Source organism: Oceanithermus desulfurans (genome assembly GCF_014201675.1).
Classification (GTDB): Bacteria; Deinococcota; Deinococci; order Deinococcales; family Marinithermaceae; genus Oceanithermus; species Oceanithermus desulfurans.
In genome coordinates, this window is the sequence record NZ_JACHEZ010000001.1 from 50,751 (window position 1) to 70,331 (window position 19,581).

Sequence of the window (19,581 nt, forward strand, 5' to 3'; positions counted from 1 at the left end):
GCGGCCTCCGGGCCGCCCTTCGCCTGCGCCTACGGCCTCAGTGGTTGCAGCCGCAGCCCCCGCCGCAGCCGCAACCCTCGTGGGCGTGGGCCGGTTCGATGACGAAGCCCTCGCCGCGTTCGCTGCGGGTCCAGTCGATCGTCGCGCCCTCCAGCTGGGTCCAGCTGACGGGGTCGACGCGGATCGTCACCGCGCCGGCCTGGAGCACCACGTCGCCGTCCAGCGCGTGCTCGTCCACGCTCATGCCGTACTGCACGTGGTGCCCGTGGCCCTGGGCGTAGACGCGCACCGCGGCCTGGGGTTTCTGCAGTTGCTCGAGCACTTCGGCCAGCTTGGCCGCTGCCGTTTCGGTCACGGTGAGTCCTGCGGCGGTCTGCGTTTCCATGACGCAAGGGTATCATGCCCCAAAGCCGGCGAAGGAAAGCGAGGTGACAAACGTCCCGCCCTCAGGGGGGGCGGGACGCGGGGCTGGGGCGCAATCAGGCCAACGGCTCGAAGCGCGCCTGGAAGAAGCGCAGGTATTTGGGCTCGTAGACCATCTTCAGCCCCTTGGCTTCTTTGCGGCGGTCGTAGACGGCCTTCACCGACTCGGCCACCACGTCCATGTGCGCCTGGGTGTAGACGCGGCGGGGGATGGTGAGGCGCACGAGCTCGAGCTTGGGGTAGTTGTGCTCCCCGGTCTCGGGGTTGCGGCCCGCGCTCACCACCCCGCGCTCCATCCCCCGCACCCCGGAGTCGGCGTAGATGTGGGCGGCCAGCGCCTGGGCGGGGAACTGGTCCTGGGGGATGTGCTCGTAGATCTTGCGGGCGTCGAGGAAGATGGCGTGCCCGCCGATGGGCTGGACGATGGGGATGCCCCAGTCGGTGAGCAGCTCGCCCAGGTAGCGCACCTGGCCCACGCGGGCGCGCACGTAGTCGTCCTGCACCGCCTCCTGGATGCCGATGGCCAGGGCCGCCATGTCGCGCCCGGCCATGCCGCCGTAGGTGTGCAGCCCCTCGTAGACCACCACCAGGTTGCGGGCGGCCTCGAAGTGGTCTTCGTGGTTGAGCGCCAGCCAGCCGCCGATGTTGACGAGGTTGTCCTTCTTGGCGCTCATCCAGGCGCCGTCGGTGTAGCTGCAGAACTCCTTCAGGATCTCGGCGACGCTCTTGTCCTGATAGCCCGGCTCGCGCTCCTGGATGAAGTAGGCGTTCTCCATCATCCGGGTGGCGTCGAGGTAGACGCGGATCCCGTACTTGTCGGTTAGCGCCCGCACCGCCTTGATGTTCTCCATGCTGATGGGCTGACCGCCGGCCATGTTGACCGTGCCGGCCACGCTGACGTAGGCGATCTTCTCGGGGCCGGCGCGCTGGATCAGCGCCTCCAGCTTGTCGAGGTCGACGTTGCCCTTGAAAGGGTGCTGGCTCGCAGGGTCGTGGGCCTCGTCGATGATCACGTCCACGAACTTGCCGCCGGCCAGCTCCTGGTGCAGCTTGGTGGTGGTGAAGTACATGTTGCCGGGCACGAGCTGCCCCGGCTCGATGGCCACCTGACTGATCAGGTGTTCGGCGCCGCGCCCCTGGTGGGTGGGCACGACGTACTTGTAGCCGTAGTAGCTGCGGATGGCCTCTTCCAGGTCGTAGAAGTTGCGGCTGCCGGCGTAGGCCTCGTCGCCCAGCATCAGCGCCGCCCACTGGCGGTCGGACATGGCGCTGGTGCCCGAGTCGGTGAGCAGGTCGATGTAGACGTCCTCGGACCTGAGCAGGAAGGTGTTGTATCCGGCTCCTTCGATGGCCTTCTGGCGCTCTTCGGCGCTCATCGTCTTGATGGGCTCGACCATCTTGATCTTCCAGGGCTCGGCCCAGGAGCGGCGCCCGAACTGCTGCCCCATGGTGACCACGTGTTTCTCGCTCATGCGAACCTCCTTGGCGTTCAGCCGCAGGCTAACACGCGCACCCGGTGTCGGCTAGACGACGCCCGACCCCCACCCCGCCCGTTAGCGTGAGGGCATGAAACGGGCCGCGTGGCTGGGGTGGCTGCTGCTGGGGTCGGCGCTGGCGCAGGGTGCCTGGCAGCTGCTCGAGATCCCCCGCGAGGGGCCGCTCGTCTCGCTGCAACAGGTCGAGGCGGGCGGTCCGCCGCCTCAGGGCATCCCCGCGCTGGGGTTCTCCGGCAGCCACAACGGCGCGGTGGGGCCGAGCCCGCCGCCGCGCTTCGAGAGCGTCGAACGGGCGCGCGGCTGGCTGGACGCGCGGGAGCCGGTGCTGGTGCTCGAGCTCGCGGGCGAGGCCCGCGCCTATCCGCTGCAGATCCTGGTCTGGCACGAGATCGTCAACGACGTGGTGGCGGGGCGGCCGGTGGCCGTGAGCTATTGCCCGCTGTGCAACAGCGGCCTGGCCTTCGACCGCAAGCTCCGCCTTTCGGACGCGCAGGCGCAGGCGGTGCGCGCGCGTAACCCGGGGGCTCTGCTTGCGCGGGCGGGGGAGGGGTGGACCCTCGAGGTCACGTTTGGGACGAGCGGCATGCTTTACAAGTCGAACCTGCTGATGTTCGACAACGCCACGGCCACCCTCTGGTCCCAGATCCTGGGGATGGGGGTCGTGGGCACCCTGCGCGGCGTCCGGCTGACGACGCTGCCGCTGCAGATGCTGGGCTTCGGCGCGTTCGCGCGGGCCTTCCCCGAGGGCCGGGTGCTCTCGCGCGACACCGGCTTCGAGCGCAACTACGGCGAGAACCCCTACTTCGCCTACGACGCCCCCGAAGGGCGGCCCTTCCTCTTCCGCGGCCAGCCCGACGCCCGCCTGCCGGCGATGGAGCGGGTGGTGGCGGTGCGGCTGGGGAACGAGACCGTGGCCTACCCCTACGGGCTGCTGCGCGAGGTGCGCGTGGTCAACGACGGCGTGGGCGGCGTGCCGCTGGTCGTCTTCTGGCGGCCGGGCACGGCCAGCGCCCTCGACCGCTCGAGCGTCGCCCGCGGCCGCGACGTGGGGGCGGCGGGCGTCTTCGACCGGAGGCTCGGCGGCCGCGAGCTCGCCTTCGTCTGGGACGACGCAGGCTTCGTGGACCTGCAGACGAAGAGCCGCTGGGACCTGCTGGGCCGCGCCGTGGCCGGGCCGCTGGCGGGGAAGCGGCTCGAGCCGGTGGCCCACGACAACACCCTGTGGTTCGCCTGGGCGGCGTTCTTCCGGAACACCCGCGTCTACGGAACGGGGCCCCAGCCGTAACCTCCCAAGACGCCGTTCACAGAGCCGACGGCCGGGGGGACCCTGTTCCGCAGACCGGAAGCCGCGGATTCCTCCCGGCCTCCCCCTTGGGGGAGGCGGCGGCGCAGCCGCCGGAGGGGGGTGGTTGGAGGCGGTGCGTAGTACGTAGTACGTAGTGCGTGGTAGGTGGCGAATAGGTCGTGGGGTGTGGGAGGTGGGAACGGCAAGACGGGTTTCCGCAGGCCGCGGGTACCGGCCACGAACCACAAGCCACAAGCCACAAACCACAAGCCACAAACCACAAGCTACAAGCCACAGGCCACAGGCCACGCCCCACCCACCCCCTTTTCCGCCTCCCCGCATCGAGGCCGGCCTGCCGGCCGAGATCCGGGGCCCATGCCGCGGGCGACGCCGACGCCAGGGCTACCCGCAACGGGACCAACCACGAGCTACAGGCCACAGCCCACGAGCCCATTTTCAAAACCCCCACCCCGGCCCTCCCCCAGGGGGAGGAAGCTTTGTTTGGCGCGAGATGCAAGAGGCATTCTGTCGGCTACGGACAAAATCTACAAGCCACAAACTGCGGGCCACGCGCCTCTTTTCTGCCTCCCCCACGGGGGGAGGTGGCGGCGGAGCCGCCGGAGGGGTTTGTTTGTCAGGGTGTAGGTAGGGTGTGGGGTGTGGGTGGGCCGTGAATCAGCGTCGGATGTTTGGCTCATGCTGCGCCCACAAACCCCACCCCGCCCTCCCCAAGGGGAGGGAGCTTTTATTGGATGCAAGATGCACGCCACAAACGTTCTGTCAGCTGCGAACAAAATCCACAAGCTATAAGCCACAGGCCACGAGCCGGTTCTAAAACCCCCACCCCGGCCCTCCCCTTTGGGGAAGGCGCTTTCGCCTTTCCGCGACGGGCGCGGTGCCCCGGCCCCGCCTTTTGGACAAGCCTCGGGCCCCGGCTCTTGCTGGAGTGACCAGAGAAGCCGGTGGCGGTGGGGCGGCGTGAACCACGTGGGGAGACGGGACAGCTAGCCCTCTTCCTTGCCCGCCGAGAGCACGGCCAGGAAGGCCTCCTGCGGCACCTCGACCTTGCCGATGGCCTTCATGCGCCGCTTGCCCTCTTTCTGCTTTTCCAGCAGCTTCTTCTTGCGGGTGATGTCGCCGCCGTAGCACTTGGCCAGCACGTCCTTGCGCAGCGCGCGCACGGTGCTGCGGGCGATGATCTTGCCGCCGATGGCGGCCTGGATGGGCACCGCGAACTGCTGGCGCGGGATCACGTCCTTCAGCTTCTCCACGATGGCGCGACCGATCGTCTGGGCCTTGTCGCGGTGGGCGATGAAGGCCAGCGCGTCCACCGGCTCGCCGTTGACCAGGATGTTGACCTTGACCAGCTCGCCCGGCTTGTAGCCGATCTGCTCGTAGTCCATGCTGGCGTAGCCGCGGCTGAGCGACTTGAGGCGGTCGTGGAAGTCGTAGAGGATCTCGCCGAAGGGCACCTCGTAGACGAGCTCGACCCGCTTGCCCAGGTAGTTCATGGTGATCATCTGGCCGCGCTTTTCCTGCAGCAGCTGCATGATCGGGCCCACGTAGTCCTCGGGGGTGTAGACCGAGAGGCGCACGTAGGGCTCGCGGATCTCCTCGATCAGGGTGGGGTCGGGCAGGTCGGAGGGGTTGTGGACCTCGATCTCCTCGCCGCTCTTCAGCGTTACCTGGTAGATCACGCTGGGGGCGGTGGCGATCAGGTCGAGGTCGAACTCGCGCTCGAGCCGCTCCTGCACGATCTCCGCGTGCAACAGCCCCAGAAAGCCCACCCGGAAGCCGAAGCCCAGCGCCTCCGAGGTCTCGGGCTCGAAGTCGAGGGCGGCGTCGTTGAGCTTCAGCTTCTCCAGCGCGTCGCGCAGCTTGTTGTACTCCTGGGTGTCCACCGGGTAGAGGCCGGCGAAGACGACCGGCTTGGCCGGCTTGAAGCCGGGGTAGGGGGCGTCGGTGGGGTGGGCCTCGAGGGTGATCGTGTCGCCCACCTGGGCGTCGCCGATCTCGCGGATGCCGGCGGTGAGCCAGCCCACCTCGCCGGGGCCCAGCCCGGCGGTGCGCTCGAGCGCCCCCGGGCGGAAGACGCCGGTGCGGTCCACCTCGAAGGTCTTGCCGGTGGACCAGATGCGGATCACGTCGCCGGGCTTCACGGTGCCCTCGAAGACGCGCACGTAGGGCACCACCCCCTGGTAGGCGTCGAAGATGGAGTCGAAGATCAGCGCCTTCAGGGGCGCGTCCGGGTCGCCCTTGGGGGGCGGGATGCGCTTCACGATGGCCTCGAGCACCGTGTCCACCCCCTCGCCGGTCTTGCCGCTGGCGAAGAGGCACTCCTCGGCGGGGATGTCGAAGGTCTCCTCGATCTCCAGCGCCACCTCTTCGGGCCGGGCCGAAGGAAGGTCGATCTTGTTGATCACCGGGATGATGACGTGGTCGTGCTCGAGCGCCAGGAAGAAGTTGGCCACCGTCTGCGCCTCGACCCCCTGGGTGGCGTCCACCACCAGCAGCACCCCCTCCACCGCCGCCAGCGCCCGGCTGACCTCGTAGTGGAAGTCCACGTGGCCGGGGGTGTCGATCAGGTTGAGCACGTACTCCCGGCCGTCCTCGGCCTGGTAGCCCAGGCGGACGGCCGCGGCCTTGATGGTGATGCCGCGCTCGCGCTCGAGGTCGAGCGAGTCGAGGAACTGCTCGCGCATCTGCCGCTCGCTGACGGCGCGCGTCTTCTGCAAGATGCGGTCGGCCAGCGTGGACTTGCCGTGGTCCACGTGGGCGATGATGGAGAAGTTGCGGATGCGCTCCTGCACAAGCTCTAGTCTACAGGCCCCGCAGAGGTCTGAACAGGCGGCCCCCGGGCCGCAAGAGGCAACCCCCGCGCTTGGCGGGGGTCTGGTGCCGGGAGCGGGACTCGAACCCGCACGGGGAAACCCCCAACGGATTTTAAGTCCGTTGCGTCTACCGATTCCGCCATCCCGGCCCGGCGGACGCTACGTCCATCCTAGCCGGGCGACGGAGCAGGTGCCAAGGGCACTTACGGGTAGCAGATCGTGTTTGTCGTATCCAAAACCTGATTGGCCTGTACTAGTCCGGCCCCTGTTGTGGTATCGAACCCTGGATCTCCGATGTCCAGCGCAGTTGAGCGTAGGCAGGTACTGACCAGGTCTGGAGTGGGGAGGGCGCTGGCGTTATTGGCGGCGTAGTACTGGCTGATGTAGAGGGCGACGACGCCCGCTGCGTAAGGGGTGGAGAAGGAAGTGCCATCACCGGCCCCGGAGGGCGCTTGGCTGTTGTTGTCAGGGATAAGGGCACCCGGAACCGCGATTCCTGGAGCGACGACATCAAGCGCGGAGCCATAATTCGAAAAGGGTGCTCGATTAGGGGGGTTGCTGTTATCGGTAGCTCCCACCGCAATCGTGTACTGGGAGCTTGCAGGGTAACCGACAAAGTTGTCGTTGTAATTTCCAGAAGCCGCCAGGCTGACGACGCCCTGGTTGTAGGCTGCTTGCAGTTCAGCTTCGGTAGCGGCGTCTGGGTTCGAAGTCATATCGGCGCAAGCCGTCCCACTGTCATTCAGCAAGCAAAGGCTCATGCTCAGAATATGGGCACCCCGCTGCCTGGCCCAATTAATTGCATCGATGATCGACGAGCTTGTTCCCGTGCCGCCTTGGAAGACTTGGAGCGGCATGATATAAGCGCGATTATTACTTATACCTGCCAGGGCTAGGTTGTTGTTGGTTTGTGCCGCAATGATGCTGGCAACCAAGGTGCCGTGATCATCGCCGGTGACAGGATACGGGTCGTTGTCATTATTTACAAAATCGTAACCGAAGATGACGTTGTCGCCTAAGTCGAGGTGATCGTTAGCCACTCCCGAATCGATTACACCCACCACCGGTCGGCAACCCCCTGGCGAGAGCTTATCCCAGGCCGTTTCGACACCCATCAGGGCGTATTGGAGCGACTGGCTAGCAGAACCGTACGCTGTCGTAAAGGTAGTAGTGTATTCAGGGTCGTTTGGCGTATAGAGCAGTTTGTACCGGTAGTTGGGCTGGACGTAGGCACCGAGGCCGCTCGCGAGGATGCGCCGGGCCACGGCCGCCTCGCTGCCGGCTTCGGTGCGGTAGCGGACCCAGCCGTCAAGGCCGGGGGCCGCCAGGCGCTCGAGCCCCAGCTCGGTTTCCAGCGCCGCCACCTCCGCGCTTTGCAGCGTCACGCCGTCAGGGCGCAGCACCAGCAGCTCGCCGGGAACGTAGGCCACCCCGTCGAAGCGGCCCAGACCCGAGGGCGCCTCGTCGGCGGCCGGCGCCTGGAGGGCCAGGCTCAGGCTCCCGGGGGCGGGGCAGGCGTCTGCGGGGGGCGTGGGGGCGGTGGCCGTGATCTGGGTGCTGGCGCTGGCGGTTCCGCCGCGCCCGTCGCTGACCGTGAGCGTCGCGGTGAAGCTGCCGGCGTCGTAGTTGTGCAGCACCGTCAGCAGGTTGTTGCAGGCGAACTGGGCCGGGGTTGTTCCGTCCCCGAAGTTCAGCGTGCAGCTGAGCGTGTCCCCGTCGGGGTCGAGGGCGGAGACGGTGAACTGCACCGACAGCGGGGCGTACCCCGTCGCCGGCGCGGCGGTGAAGGAAACGACCTCGGGCGGGGTGTTGATGCGACAACCCGCCAGTACGAACAGCAAAAAGAGCAGGGCGGTACCGACTTTCCTGTACATGGCCTTACTTTACCCGCTGGGAGGTAACCCGCAGGTTAACGCGCGTTAAGGCAGGGTTAAGGCGGGCAGGCGGAAAAGGGGTTCGGGGGCGACCAGGACGGAGGCCTCGGTTTGCCGCTCCCCCGTGTCGCAGAAGCCGTTGGCGGTGTCGTCGCGGCAGGCGAGGACCGCGTAGGGGGCGCTGGGCAGGTAGGTGACGAAGTTCCCGTCGGCGTCGGGGGTGACCCAGCGTTCGAAGGGTCCACGGAAGCGGACGCGGTAGGGGCCCGGGGGCAGCTCGAGCGCCAGCGCCTGCGGAAGGTTGAGAATCCCGTAGCCGTAGTAGGCGTCGCGGCCGGGTTCGCCCAGGTCGGTGGCCGTGGCGGTGAGCCGGTCGAGGGCCGCTTCGGCGCTGCGTCCGGGGTCCTGCGCGAGCAGCAGCGCCAGCGCCGCCGCCACCTGGGGGCTCGCCTGCGAGGTGCCCATGTAGAAGGCGTAGTTGGGCCGGTTCGTCTGGAAGTTCCAGGTCGTCGAGAGCACCCCGTCGGGGTAACCGTCGCCGTCGGCGTCCTGCTGGACGTCGCCGCCCGGAGCGCTGAGGGTGACGCGGTCGTTGTGCTGGGTGTACCAGGTGGGTTTGGGCTCGCCCGCGGCGTTGTCCACCGCGGCCACCGCGACCGCCCCGGGGCAGCTCGCCGGGTAGAAGTAGGCGGTGCCGCCGCTGTTGCCCGCGGCGGCCACGACGATCGCCCCCGCGGCGCGGGCGTCGGCGACGGCCTCGCACATGGCGTTGGAGTACAGCGTGGAGCCGAGCGAAAGGTTGATGACCCGCGCGGGGTGCGGGTTGCTGAGCGTCTGCCCCTCCCACTCCACGGGCAGCCCCGCGGCGTAGCGCACGGCGGCGGCCACCGCGCTGAAGAGGCCGTTGCCCGTTTCGTCGAGCACGCGCAGCGGCAGGACCTTGACGTCCGCCGGCCAGGCCAGGCCCGCGAGCCCGGTCTCCGAGCAGATGGGGTCGCCGTTCGGGTCGTAGCAGCTGGGGGGCAGCGGGTTCACGCCGGTGCGCGCGGCGATGATCCCGGTCACGTGGGTTCCGTGGCTGCCGGCCTGGGGGTTGCGGTTGTCGCCGGGGTCGGTGGGGTCGGGGTCGCCGTCGACGAAGTCGTAGGCTCCGTCGGCCGGTCCCCAGAGGCGGTCCGTCAGGTCGGGGTGGTCGTAGCGTACGCCGGTGTCGACGACGGCGACGGTGACGCTGCCGGGGTAGCCGCCCAGATAGGCCCAGCGCGCCCCGGTGCGGCGCAGGTGCCACTCGAGCGGGTAGTACTCGTCACCGGGTTCGCCCAGGGCCCGGACCACGCCGTCGGGCTCGGCCCAGACCACGTTGGGGTCTTCCTGCAGCCGCGCGAGCAGGGCCGCGGGGTCGGTCGTCTCCAGGACCCGCAGCGTCGGCGTCCCCACGGTCTTCGCGCTCAGGGGCGCGGCCGCGGCGTCGCGGTAGCGCACCAGCACCCGGGTGGGGGCGGGGGCGGGGGCGGGCTCCGGAAGCGGCCGTGCGGGCAGCTCCAGTCCCGCGACCGCGGCGGGGGCTTCGACGACGCGCCCCTCCACCCGGACCAGCGGCCAGCGAACGGTGAGCGTTCCTTGCAGGTCGCCCTGCCAGGTGAGCGTGAAGCGTTCGGCGGGGAGGTTGGGGGCGCGCTCGAGCGGGGCTTCCAGGGCCAGCACGGCGGGGCCGATGCCCCGGGCGGGGTCCACGCGCAGCTCCTGCGGGCCCCGGATTTGCCAGATCGTTCCGTCGGGGACGGGCAGGTCCAGGGTTCCGCGCCCGTCGTAGCCGAGCGTCAGGTTCCGGGGCGCTTCCGGAAGGCCGCTGGAGCAGGCGGCCAGCAGCGCGGGCAGCAGCGCGACGGCAAGGCGGCGCATGCCCCTAGCCTACCTCCGGCGCGCCCTTGCGGTGGGCCGCGCCTTCACGCCAGCGCTCCAGCAGGAAGAGCGCCAGCGCCAGACCCCAAAGGTAGGGGCCGACCGGCGTCGGCTTGCGCCGCGGCGGCGGCAGCTCGGCGGGGTCGGCGAGCCAGGCCCCGCCCGAGGCGCGGGCGAGCTCGCGCAGGTGTTGGGCGCCGTCGACCGCGGGCCATTCGCTGGCTTTGGGGGCGGTGACGGTGAAGACGGTGCGGTCTCCGCTGGTGACGCGCACGCTGCCTGCGAAGCCGCGGGGCAGCCGCAGGCGGAAGGTGAAGGGGGCGGTGGGCTCGAGCGGCTCCACCCGCCCTTGCCACTGGGCCAGCGGCAGCGGATCGAAGCGGCCGTAGACCCAGAGGACCGGTCCCTCCTCCTCGGTGGACCAGTCGTAGCGCGGCCGCGCCGGCGTCGCGGTGAGCCAGCGCGCCAGCTGCGCGAGCAGCCGTGCGGCCCCGGGGTCGTCCTTCCAGCTGCGCCCGAGGTCGGTGGCCAGCGCCGCGACGCGGCCGCCCAGGACCTCGCCCAGGGCGAGCAGGGGCCGCCCCGAAGCCGTCTGCACGACGACCTGGGCCCACCCCGGTGCGCGCGCCGGCAGCAGCACCGGGACCGGGGCGAGCTCCTGCAGCCCCTGGGTTACCGGGTGATCGCGCAACTGGAGGCGGAAACGGCCTTCGACCACGGGGGGCTTGAAGGCCTCCTCCCCCAGGAGCGCCAGCACCTGCGGCAGGGCCGCGGGCTCGGCCAGGTCCAGGAAGCGGCCGCCGCCCTCGCGGGCCAGCTGCGCCAGGAAGGGGCGGTCGGCGTCGGCGCCCAGCGCCAGGGTCAGGGTCTTGACCCCCCGGGCGGCCGCCTGACGGGCCCGCGCCAGCGTGCGTTGGGGGTCGTCTTCGAGCTGGCCGTCCGAAAGGACCAGGATCCAGCGGGTGCGCGCGTCGAGGGGCTCCAGGGCCTCGGCGGCGGCGGCGTAGGCCGTGGCCAGCTGGGTTCCGCCGCGGGCCTCGAGCGCGTCCAGGCGGGTCTCCGCTTCGCGTTTCGCGCGGTAGGTCATGGCCCTGGGCGCGAGCAGCCAGCGGCTGCGGGAGGCGAAGGTGACGATGCCCAGGGTGTCTTCGGGGCCGGCGGCGTCCACGAGTTTGCGGGCCCCCTCGACGGCGCGCGCCAGCTTGCTGGGCGTGCCGAGGCCCATCGAGCCCGAGACGTCCAGGACCAGCACCAGTGCCGCACCCTCCTGGGGTTCGGGTTCCAGGGGGATCTTTTCCGCCAGCAGGGTGCGCTGCCAGCCGCCGAAGAAGAGGCCCTTGGGGGTGGCGGTCCAAAGCACCGCGCCGCCCTCGCGCAGGTAGCGCTCGAGCCGCGCCCGATCCGCGACGTTCCAGGCCTCCGCGGGGCCGCCGATCACCAGCAGTTCGGGCGTCTCGGCCAGGTCGGCGGGGGTCCCCTCGGCCACGTCCCAGCCTGCGGCCCGCAGGTAGGTGGCCGCCGCGGGGTCGTCCACCACCAGCGCCCGCCCCGGGCCAAGGGGGTCGAGCGTCACCTCGGCACGGTCGCGGCCGATGGGGGTCTCGAGCCGCACGCGCACCGTAGTGCGCCGTTCCAGCTCGAAGCGGTAGGGCACCGAGCTGGTGCCCGCCGGCAGCGGGCGCTCGTACCGGGTCGTCGTTCCGCCGCCCTGGAAGCTCAGCTGCGCCGAAGTGGGCTCGGTGCTCTCGAGTACGGCGCGCACCTCCACCGTCTCGCCAAGCCTGGGCGCCGCCGGAGCGATCAGGCGGGCGATCCGGGCGTTCGGCCGCGGGGCGACGTGCAGGACGTAGACGGGCACCGGGCTGTAGACCCGGCCGCTCCAGAGACCGTCCGAGATCAGCACAATGCGGTCGGGCGAGCGCGCGAGGACCGCGTCCACAGCGGGTTGCACCCGGGTGTGCCGGCCCAGGTCGTTGCGGCGGGCGCCGGGGCCGGGCAGCGGCTCGGCGCGCTCGGCGAAGGCCCAAAAGCGGGTGCCGGGCGCCTCCAGCCCGGCCGCGACGCGGCCGGCTTCGGCGGGCGCCGAAGGGCTCTGGTCGATCAGCACCGCGGTGCGTTCGTACGCAAGCGGCAGCGTGGGGCCGGCCGCCCCCAGCACCAGCAACAGCACCACCAGGCGCAGGAGCGGCTCCCGCACCCCCAAGAGCAGCAGGAGCGCGATCAGGAAGCCCGGCTGTTCGAAGCCCAAGGCCTAGCCTCCGCGCGCCGCGCCGAAACGGCGCTCCACGTAGTCCTCCAGGATCTGCACGAACCGTTCGGGAATGCCTTCGCCGCTCAGGGTGGTGTAGAGCTCGCCGTCCACGTAGACCGGGGCCCGGGGCGCCTCGCCCGAGCCGGGCAGGCTGATGCCCACGTCGGCGTGCTTGGACTCGCCGGGACCGTTGACGACGCAGCCCATCACCGCCACCTTCAGCTCTTCCACGCCCGGGTAGCGGGTGCGCCAGGCGTCCATTTTGAGCGCCAGGTAGCGGCTCACCTCCTGGGCCAGCTCCTGGAAGAAGCTGCTGGTGGTGCGCCCGCAGCCGGGGCAGGCGCTCACCGAGGGAGCGAAGCGGCGCACCCCCACGGCCTGCAGGATCTCCTTGGCCACCTCCACCTCGCGGGTGCGCGGCTCGCCCGGCACCGGCGTGAGCGAGACCCGCAGGGTGTCGCCGATGCCCTCGGCCAGCAGCGGCGTCACCGCCGCGGTGCTGAAGACGACGCCGCGGTCGCCCATCCCCGCCTCGGTGAGGCCCAGGTGCAGGGCGTAGGGGCTCTTCGCCAGCTCGCGGTAGACGACCCAGAGGTCGGCCGGGGCCGAAACCTTGGCGCTGAGCACGATGCGGTCGCGCGCGAGGCCGATCTCCTCGGCCAGCTCGGCCGAGCGCTGCACCGAGACCACCAGGGTCTCGAGCAGCACCTCGTGGGCCGTCTTCGGCTGGGGGCGCCGGGCGTTGGCGTCCATGATCTCGGCCAGCAGCGCCTGGTCGAGGCTGCCCCAGTTGCCGCCGATGCGCACCGGTTTGCCGTGTTCGATGGCCGCCTCCACCATCGTGCGGAAGTTGTCTGCGGCCTTGGCCTTCGCCCCCACGGTGCCCGGGTTGATGCGGTACTTGTCGAGGGTGCGGGCCATCTCGGGGTAGCGCGCCAGCAGCAGGTGGCCGTTGAAGTGGAAGTCGCCCACCAGCGGCACGTCCAGGCCCTCGTCCTCGAGGCGCATGCGGATCTCGGGCACGGCCCGGGCCGCGGCCTCGCTGTTGACGGTGATGCGCACGATCTCGCTGCCCGCGCGGGCCAGCCCGGCCACCTGGCGCGCGGTGGCCGCGGCGTCGGCGGTGTCGGTGTTGGTCATCGACTGCACGCGCACGGGCTCGCCGCCCCCCAGGGCCACGGAGCCCACGCGCACGGTCGGGGTGCTTCGTTTCACGTCTTCAAGGGTAACAGGGGAGGGAATGAAGGGGGTGGGAAGGGAGGCGGCTCGTGGCCTGTGGCCTGTGGCTTGTGGAACTCCGTTCGCTTGCTGGTCCCTATAGCGGCTAACCGCCTACCACCCACTACCCACTACCTGCCGCCGTTTTTTCGTCATCCCCGGCGAGGTGCGGAGCGTCGAGATCGGGGATCTTATCGTTGCCGCGGGTGGTTACGGGTGAACTTATGCGCTGACGTTGCCAACCGTATTTCAAGCGAACGGTTCTGCGACCGCACACCCAGCAAGATTCCGGCTCTCGGGGGCCATGCGGCCCCCTCGTCCGGAATGACGGATAACGGCGGTGCGTGGTACGTAGTACGTGGTGTGTAAGTGGAAATATGGACAGAGGAAGTGCAAGGCGCGACGGTTAGCGGTCGTAAACCCGCCAGCCTGTCTCTTTATAACTCCAAAGCCCCGAAGACCCGGCACTTTTGTGCCTCCTTCGTCACCTGCATCCCACCCCCTACATCCCACACTTCCTTTCGTCATCCCCGACGAGGCGCAGAGCGCCGAGATCGGGGATCTTATGGTTGTTGCGTAAGCCTAACGAACCGATGCACCGACCGCAACTTTCGTGCTTTGAGCGGTCGGGCTCTAATCCGTAAATCTAGATTCCGGGCCTGTCCCGGACTCGATCCGCGACCTCGCGGGCCTGGGACCCCTCGTCCGGAATGACGGATAACGGCGGTGCGTGGTGCATGGCGGTTTTGAAAAGGCGGCCCGCCCGCGAACCGGAGCGGCGGGCGGGCCGCCTGGGGGCTACTCGCGGATCTTGTACCCCGCCTCGAGAACCGCGGTAACGATCCGGCCCATCTCCTCGTCCACCTCGGCGTCGGTGAGGGTGCGGTCCGGGTGGCGGAAGGACAGGTGGTAGGCCAGGCTCTTCTGCCCTTCGGCGAGCGGCCGGCCGCGGTAGACGTCGAAGAGCTCGGCCGCCTCAAGGTAGGGGCCGCCGAAGCGGCGGACCAGGTCGAGGATCTCGACGTGGGGCACGTTCTCGGGCACCACCACCGCGAGGTCGCGCCGCGCCGGCGGGAACTTGGGCAGGTCGCGGAAGCTGCGCTCGGCCTCGGGCAGCGGCAGCACCAGCTCGAAGAGGTGAACCGGGCCCTGCTCCAGCGCCTCCTCCACCTGGGGGTGGAGCCGGCCGATGAAACCGCGCGGCTCGTCGTTCCAGAAGACGGTGCCGCTCACGCCCGGGTGCAGGGGCGGGTGCGGCTGGGGCCGCACCTCCACCCGCGCTCCGGCGCGCGCCGCCAGCGCCTCGAGCACCCCCTTGACGGCCGGGTAGCCCTCGCCGAAGGCGGGCTGCCAGCCGGCCTCGACCAGCGGCCCGCCCAGCACCGCCGCCAGCCGGGTCTCCTCGACGTCGAGGAAGACGTGGCCCAGCTCGAAGAAGAAGCGGTGGCGCTCCTCGCGGTTGGCCGCCAGGGTTTCGAGCAGCCCCGGGTAGAGGGCGGTGCGCAGGGCGTTCTTGCTTTGGTCCATCGGGTTCTTGAGGAAGCGGCGCGGTTCGGGGGCGCGGGCGAGGCTCAGGTAGGCGGGGCTCAGCCAGGTGTAGTTGATGGCCTCCCAGCCCCCCAGCCCGCGCATGGCGCGGCGCAGGGCCTCCTCGCGCCGGTAGGGCTCCTCGGCGTTCAGGTTGTCGGGGGCGGGAATCAGCGCCAGCGGCTCGGTGGGCACGTGCTCGTAGCCGAGGATGCGCCCCACCTCTTCCACCAGGTCCTCCTCGATGTTCAGGTCCACCCGCCAGGTGGGCGGCCGCACCGCGTAGGGCTCGGCCTCGCCGGCGACCTCGCAACCCAGGCGCTCGAGCGCGGCCAGCTGGCTCGCGGCGTCGAAGCCGGTGCCGAGCAGCCGGTTGGCGTAGCCGGGGCGGAAGGGCACCTCGCGCCGCGGCTTGTCGCCGCCGACGTCGACCACCACGTCGCCGACGGTGCAACCGCTCCAGCGCTGCAGCAGGTGCAAGAAGCGCGCCGCCGCCCGCGGCGGCAGGTTGGGGTCGACCCCGCGCTCGAAGCGGTAGCTGGAGTCGGTGGAAAGCCCCAGGCGGCGGGCGGTCAGGCGCACCCGTACCGGGTCGAAGTGGGCCGCCTCCAGCACCACCTCGCGGGTCTTCTCGGTGACCTCGGAGTTGGCCGCGCCCATCACCCCGGCGACGGCCACCGGCTCGGTGCCGCCGGCGACCTTGCGGGCGATCACCAGGTCGTCGGGCACCAGCCGCCGCTCCTCACCGTCGAGGGTGACGATCTTCTCGCCGGCCTTCGCGCGGCGCACCACGATGCCCCCCGCCACCTCCTCCAGGTCGAAGGCGTGCAGCGGGCCGCCGAGCTCCCACATGGTGTAGTTGGTGGCGTCCACCACGTTGTTGATGGGCCTGAGCCCCACGGCCAGGAGCCGGCGCTGGGCCTCGAGGGGGCTGGGGCCGATCTCCAGGCCGCCGGCGTAGCGGGCCAGGTAGCGGTCGCAGCCCTCGGGGTCTTCGACCTCCACGGTTACGAAGCGGGCGACCGGGCTTTCCTCGACGTCCACAGGGGGTTCGACCAGCTCGAGCTCCAGCTTGGCCGCCAGGTCGCGGGCCACCCCCAGCACGCTGAAGGCGTCGGCGCGGTTGGGGGTCAGCTCCAGCTCGAAGACGACCTCCTCGGGCCAGACCTCGGCCAGCTCGCGGCCGGGCTCGAGCGCGTCCGCGGGCAGCTCCAGCAGCCCGCCGGCGTACTCGCCCACGCCCAGCTCCGCCGGGCTGAGGGCCATGCCCGCGCTCGTCACGCCGTGAATGTTGCGCTCGCCGATCTCGGTTCCGTCGGGCAGGACCACGCCCGGGCGGGCCACCGCCAGGCCGATGCCGGCGCGGGCGCCCTGCGCACCGCTCACCAGGGTGACGACCTCGCGGCCCACGTCGACCTCGAGCTTCTTGAGTTCGGTACCCGGGACCTCCTCGGCCTGCAGCACCCGGCCGAAGACGACGCCCGCGGGCGGGGCGGGCAGCCGGCGCACCTCCTCCACCGCCAGCCCCAGGCGGTCGAGCACCTCGCGCACGGCCTCGGGCTCGGGGAGGCCGGGCAGGAATTCGCGCAACCAGGAATAGGGTACGTTCATCGCAGACCTCCTAAGGGCGCGGGAACTGGCGCAGGAAGGCCAGCCGGTTGGAGTAGAAGTAGCGGATGTCGGGGATGCCGTAGCGCAGCATGGCGATGCGCTCGACGCCCAGACCGAAGGCGAAGCCGGTCACGTTTTCGTAGACGCGCGGCCGGCCGGCCTTCTCGCGGGCGTCGTCGGCCGCCTTGAAGACCGCCGGGTGGACCATGCCGGCCCCGCCCAGCTCGAGCCAGCTACCCTCGCCGGTGCGCGGATTGGTCCACCAGACGAGGAACTCGACCCCCGGTTCGACGAAGGGGAAGAAGCTGGGTTGCAGCCGCACCCGGGCCTCCTCGCCGTACAGCGCCCGCGCCATCGTGAGCAGCGCCCCCTTGAGGTGGGCCAGGGTGATGCCCTCGCCCACCGCCAGCCCTTCGAGCTGGTGGAACATCGCCTCGTGGGTGGCGTCGGTGGCCTCGTGGCGGTAGACCTTGCCGGGCACCACGATCTGGAAGGGCGGGGTGTGGGCCTCCATGTAGCGCACCTGCATCGGCGAGGTGTGGGTGCGCAGCAGGTGGCCGTCTTCGAGCCAGAAGGTGTCCCACATGTCGCGCGCCGGATGGTGGGGCGGGATGTTGAGGGCGTCGAAGTTATGGAACTCGTCCTCCGCCTCCGGGCCCGTCACCGCCTGGTAGCCCATGCGCCGGAAGACGTTGACCAGCTCATCGAGAATCTGGGTAGCGACGTGGTAGCCGCCCGGCGCCAGCGCCAGGCCCGGCAGGCTGACGTCCTCGCGCTCGCGTTCCAGCCTGGCCTCCAGCTCGGCCGCCTTGATTTCGGCCTCGCGTTCGGCAAGCGCCTGCTCGATGGCCTGTTTGATGCGGTTGAGCTCCTGCCCGCGCGCCTTGCGTTCCTCGGGGCCGAGCCCCTTCATCGCCTTGAAGGCCTGGGTGAGCCGCCCCTTCTTGCCCAGGAAGCGAACCTTGATCTCCTGCAACGCTTCCAGGCTCGCTGCGGCACGAATTTCGGCCAACGCTTCTTCCAACATGCTGCCTCCCAAGAATTTGGGGCGGCCCCATGCCGCCCCGCGGAAGCCCGGTGGAGCTTCCGCTAGTTGCTAAAAAAGAACCCGCAGGTCCGCATACTGGGCGTAGTATACCGCCGCGGTCCCGCTTTTCGCCAGGGTCTCATGCGCCGCGGTTAGGCTGGGGAGAGGAGGCGAGGCGAATGCGCGCAGGGATTTGGCTGGTGCTCCTGTTCTTGCCGGTGCTGGCCCTCAGCCCCGAAGCGGTGCAGCTTCTGAACGAGGCCCGCGCCCTGGCTGAGGAAGCGCAGGAAACCTACGAGGTCCAGTTTCCCGACAAGCCGCTCTGGGCCCAGGCCATCGCCAAGGCCGAGGCGGCGGCGAAGCTGGAGCCCGACGAACCCGAGGTGTGGCGGGTGCTGGCGCAGATCTACACCACCACGGGCTGGTGGATCCGGGCGGAGAAGGCCTGGAAGCGTTACCTGGCGCTCGCCGGTGAGTCCAATCCCGCGCCGCTCGCCGAGGCGCTGCGGGCGCTGGGCTTTTTGGCCTACCAGCGCGGCGACGTGAAGGCGGCCCTGGACTACTTCGAGCAGGCACTCGTCCTCGAGCCCGAGAGCGAGGAGGCCCTGGCCTGGCTGGGGCGCCTCTACCTGGAGCTGGGCGACGGCATCCGCGCCGCCGAGTACTGGCAGCTCGCGGCCAAGGTGAACCCCAGTCCTCGCAACACCTACTTCGCCGAGCAGGCCGAGAAGATGGCCCAGTACGGCCCCGAGGCGGTGAAGGCCTTTTACCAGGGCTACGCCGCCTGGGAGGCGGGCGACTACCCGACGGCCATCCAGCAGTTCGAGACCGCCGCGGGGCTCGCCCCCGACTGGTCCGAGGCCCACCGCTGGCTCGCCCGCAGCTACATGGACGCGGGCATGCCCGCCAAGGCCATTCCTCACTGGGAGAAGGTGATCGCGCTCGAGGGCAACCCCGCCGACGCCCGCCACTTCCTCAAGCTGGCGCGGGAGGCCGCGGGCGTGGGGCTCTCAGCCGCCGACGCCTTCTTCAAGGGGGTGGCCGCCTACGAGGCGGGACGGCTCGAGGAGGCCGAGCGCTGGTTCGCCCGGGCGGTGGAGGCCGACCCCGAGTACGCCAAGGCCTGGCGCTGGCTGGGCCGCGTGCGCTACGAGCAGGGGCGCTACGCCGAGGCGGTGGAGGCCTACGCCAAGGCGGTGGAGCTCAACCCCGACGACACCTCCGCCCGCTACTTCCTGCGGCTGGCGCGGCAGGCGGCCGGCGAGTAGCGACGAACGCACCAAACCTCCGACGGACGGGGCCGTCGGAGGTGCGGTCTTGCGGCGCCGCGGCTAAGCCTTGATCGACCGCTCGATCTGCTCCACCGCCTGCGGTGGGAGCTCCAGCGCCCGCTGCAGCTCGTCCAGATAGCGGTTTTCCGCGGCGGTGTCCACCTCCACCGCCAGCAGGCTGGCCGCGTAGACCTGCAGCGCCAGCTCGGGTTTGCCGCGCGCCGCCGCCACCATGGGGCCGGTGTCGAGCGGCCCCGCCATCTCGCGGAAAACGAAGTCACGCACTTCGGGGTCCGCCCCCTGCCGGTCGAGCTGGCCGACGATGCGCTCGGCCTCCTGGGGGTCGATGCGCCCGTCGGCCTTGGCGGCGTTGATCATGGCCATCAGCACGACCTGCGCCGCGCTCTCGAGCTCCGCTTCCTCGTCGGGGGTCTCGGGAGCGCGCAGGCCCAGGGGCGCGCGTGCCGGCCGCCGGCCGCCCGTGGTCATGGCCGCCATGGCCAGGCCGCCCAGGAGGCTCATCAGGCCGCCGCCGAGGTCGCGCGGGGAGGCCGAACCGCCGCCGAGCAGCCGGCCGGCCAGGGCCTCGAGCCCCCTGGCGCCGGCGCGGCCGCCGGACCCGCCCAGCAGCTGCCCCAGCATCCCCGCTGCGCCGCCGGAGCCGCCCAGCAGCCCGCCCAGGGCGCCGCTCCCGCCGTCTCCCAGAGCCTGGCCCAGCATCCGCTCGAGCCCGCCGCCCTGCAGCCCCCGTTTCAGTTTTTCCGCGGCCCCGCCCGAGAGCTGGCTCTCGAGCAGGGCGCCCAGTACGTCGCTGAATCCCCCCATGCCGCTCCTTTCTGCCTAAGCAGCCCATTCTACCCGCGGG

Annotated in this window: 12 protein-coding genes and 1 tRNA gene; 2 read left to right on the top strand and 11 right to left on the bottom strand. The window is 70.5% G+C overall.

Annotated elements, in window-relative coordinates; translation table 11 throughout:
* Positions 1-37 precede the first annotated feature (37 nt).
* Together HNQ05_RS00380 and HNQ05_RS00385 are read right to left on the bottom strand one after the other, a co-directional pair.
* A complete protein-coding gene (locus HNQ05_RS00380) occupies positions 38-385 on the bottom strand; it encodes a HesB/IscA family protein (RefSeq protein ID WP_147147795.1) in 348 nt (115 codons plus the stop codon).
* 94 nt (positions 386-479) lie between these two features.
* Positions 480-1,895 (bottom strand): tyrosine phenol-lyase, encoded by a 1,416-nt coding sequence (locus HNQ05_RS00385; protein ID WP_147147793.1) that lies wholly within the window; start codon positions 1,893-1,895, stop codon positions 480-482.
* Between the two features lie 94 nt (positions 1,896-1,989).
* Here HNQ05_RS00385 and HNQ05_RS00390 point away from each other — a divergent pair, with 94 nt between their 5' ends.
* Entirely contained in the window at positions 1,990-3,204 is a 1,215-nt protein-coding gene (locus HNQ05_RS00390; protein ID WP_147147790.1) for a DUF3179 domain-containing protein, read from the top strand.
* A gap of 1,004 nt (positions 3,205-4,208) precedes the next feature.
* Here the strand turns inward: HNQ05_RS00390 and lepA are convergent.
* From lepA to pheS, 8 genes are all read right to left on the bottom strand, one after another.
* On the bottom strand, positions 4,209-6,014 hold the full coding sequence (lepA, locus tag HNQ05_RS00395; RefSeq protein ID WP_183677493.1) for a translation elongation factor 4: 1,806 nt from the start codon (positions 6,012-6,014) through the stop codon (positions 4,209-4,211).
* A gap of 83 nt (positions 6,015-6,097) precedes the next feature.
* Positions 6,098-6,184, bottom strand: a tRNA-Leu gene (locus tag HNQ05_RS00400).
* 54 nt (positions 6,185-6,238) lie between these two features.
* On the bottom strand, positions 6,239-7,909 hold the full coding sequence (locus HNQ05_RS00405) for a S8 family serine peptidase (protein WP_147147786.1): 1,671 nt from the start codon (positions 7,907-7,909) through the stop codon (positions 6,239-6,241).
* A 45-nt stretch (positions 7,910-7,954) separates the two neighbouring features.
* Positions 7,955-9,811, bottom strand: coding sequence for a S8 family serine peptidase (locus HNQ05_RS00410; protein WP_147147784.1), 1,857 nt, complete (start codon positions 9,809-9,811; stop codon positions 7,955-7,957).
* A 4-nt stretch (positions 9,812-9,815) separates the two neighbouring features.
* Positions 9,816-12,059, bottom strand: coding sequence for a VWA domain-containing protein (locus HNQ05_RS00415; RefSeq protein ID WP_147147782.1), 2,244 nt, complete (start codon positions 12,057-12,059; stop codon positions 9,816-9,818).
* A gap of 3 nt (positions 12,060-12,062) precedes the next feature.
* Positions 12,063-13,277, bottom strand: coding sequence for a flavodoxin-dependent (E)-4-hydroxy-3-methylbut-2-enyl-diphosphate synthase (gene ispG / locus HNQ05_RS00420; RefSeq protein ID WP_147147780.1), 1,215 nt, complete (start codon positions 13,275-13,277; stop codon positions 12,063-12,065).
* A gap of 801 nt (positions 13,278-14,078) precedes the next feature.
* On the bottom strand, positions 14,079-16,418 hold the full coding sequence (gene pheT / locus HNQ05_RS00425) for a phenylalanine--tRNA ligase subunit beta (RefSeq protein WP_147147778.1): 2,340 nt from the start codon (positions 16,416-16,418) through the stop codon (positions 14,079-14,081).
* A 10-nt stretch (positions 16,419-16,428) separates the two neighbouring features.
* Positions 16,429-17,445 carry a phenylalanine--tRNA ligase subunit alpha gene (gene pheS, locus HNQ05_RS00430; RefSeq protein ID WP_147147776.1) on the bottom strand — a complete coding sequence of 339 codons (1,017 nt, stop codon included), beginning with the start codon at positions 17,443-17,445 and terminating at the stop codon, positions 16,429-16,431.
* 179 nt (positions 17,446-17,624) lie between these two features.
* Here pheS and HNQ05_RS00435 point away from each other — a divergent pair, with 179 nt between their 5' ends.
* A complete protein-coding gene (locus HNQ05_RS00435) occupies positions 17,625-18,713 on the top strand; it encodes a tetratricopeptide repeat protein (protein ID WP_147147774.1) in 1,089 nt (362 codons plus the stop codon).
* 63 nt (positions 18,714-18,776) lie between these two features.
* Here the strand turns inward: HNQ05_RS00435 and HNQ05_RS00440 are convergent, their stop codons facing one another.
* Positions 18,777-19,541 (bottom strand): tellurite resistance TerB family protein, encoded by a 765-nt coding sequence (locus tag HNQ05_RS00440; RefSeq protein ID WP_147147772.1) that lies wholly within the window; start codon positions 19,539-19,541, stop codon positions 18,777-18,779.
* Between the last annotated feature and the right edge of the window lie 40 nt (positions 19,542-19,581).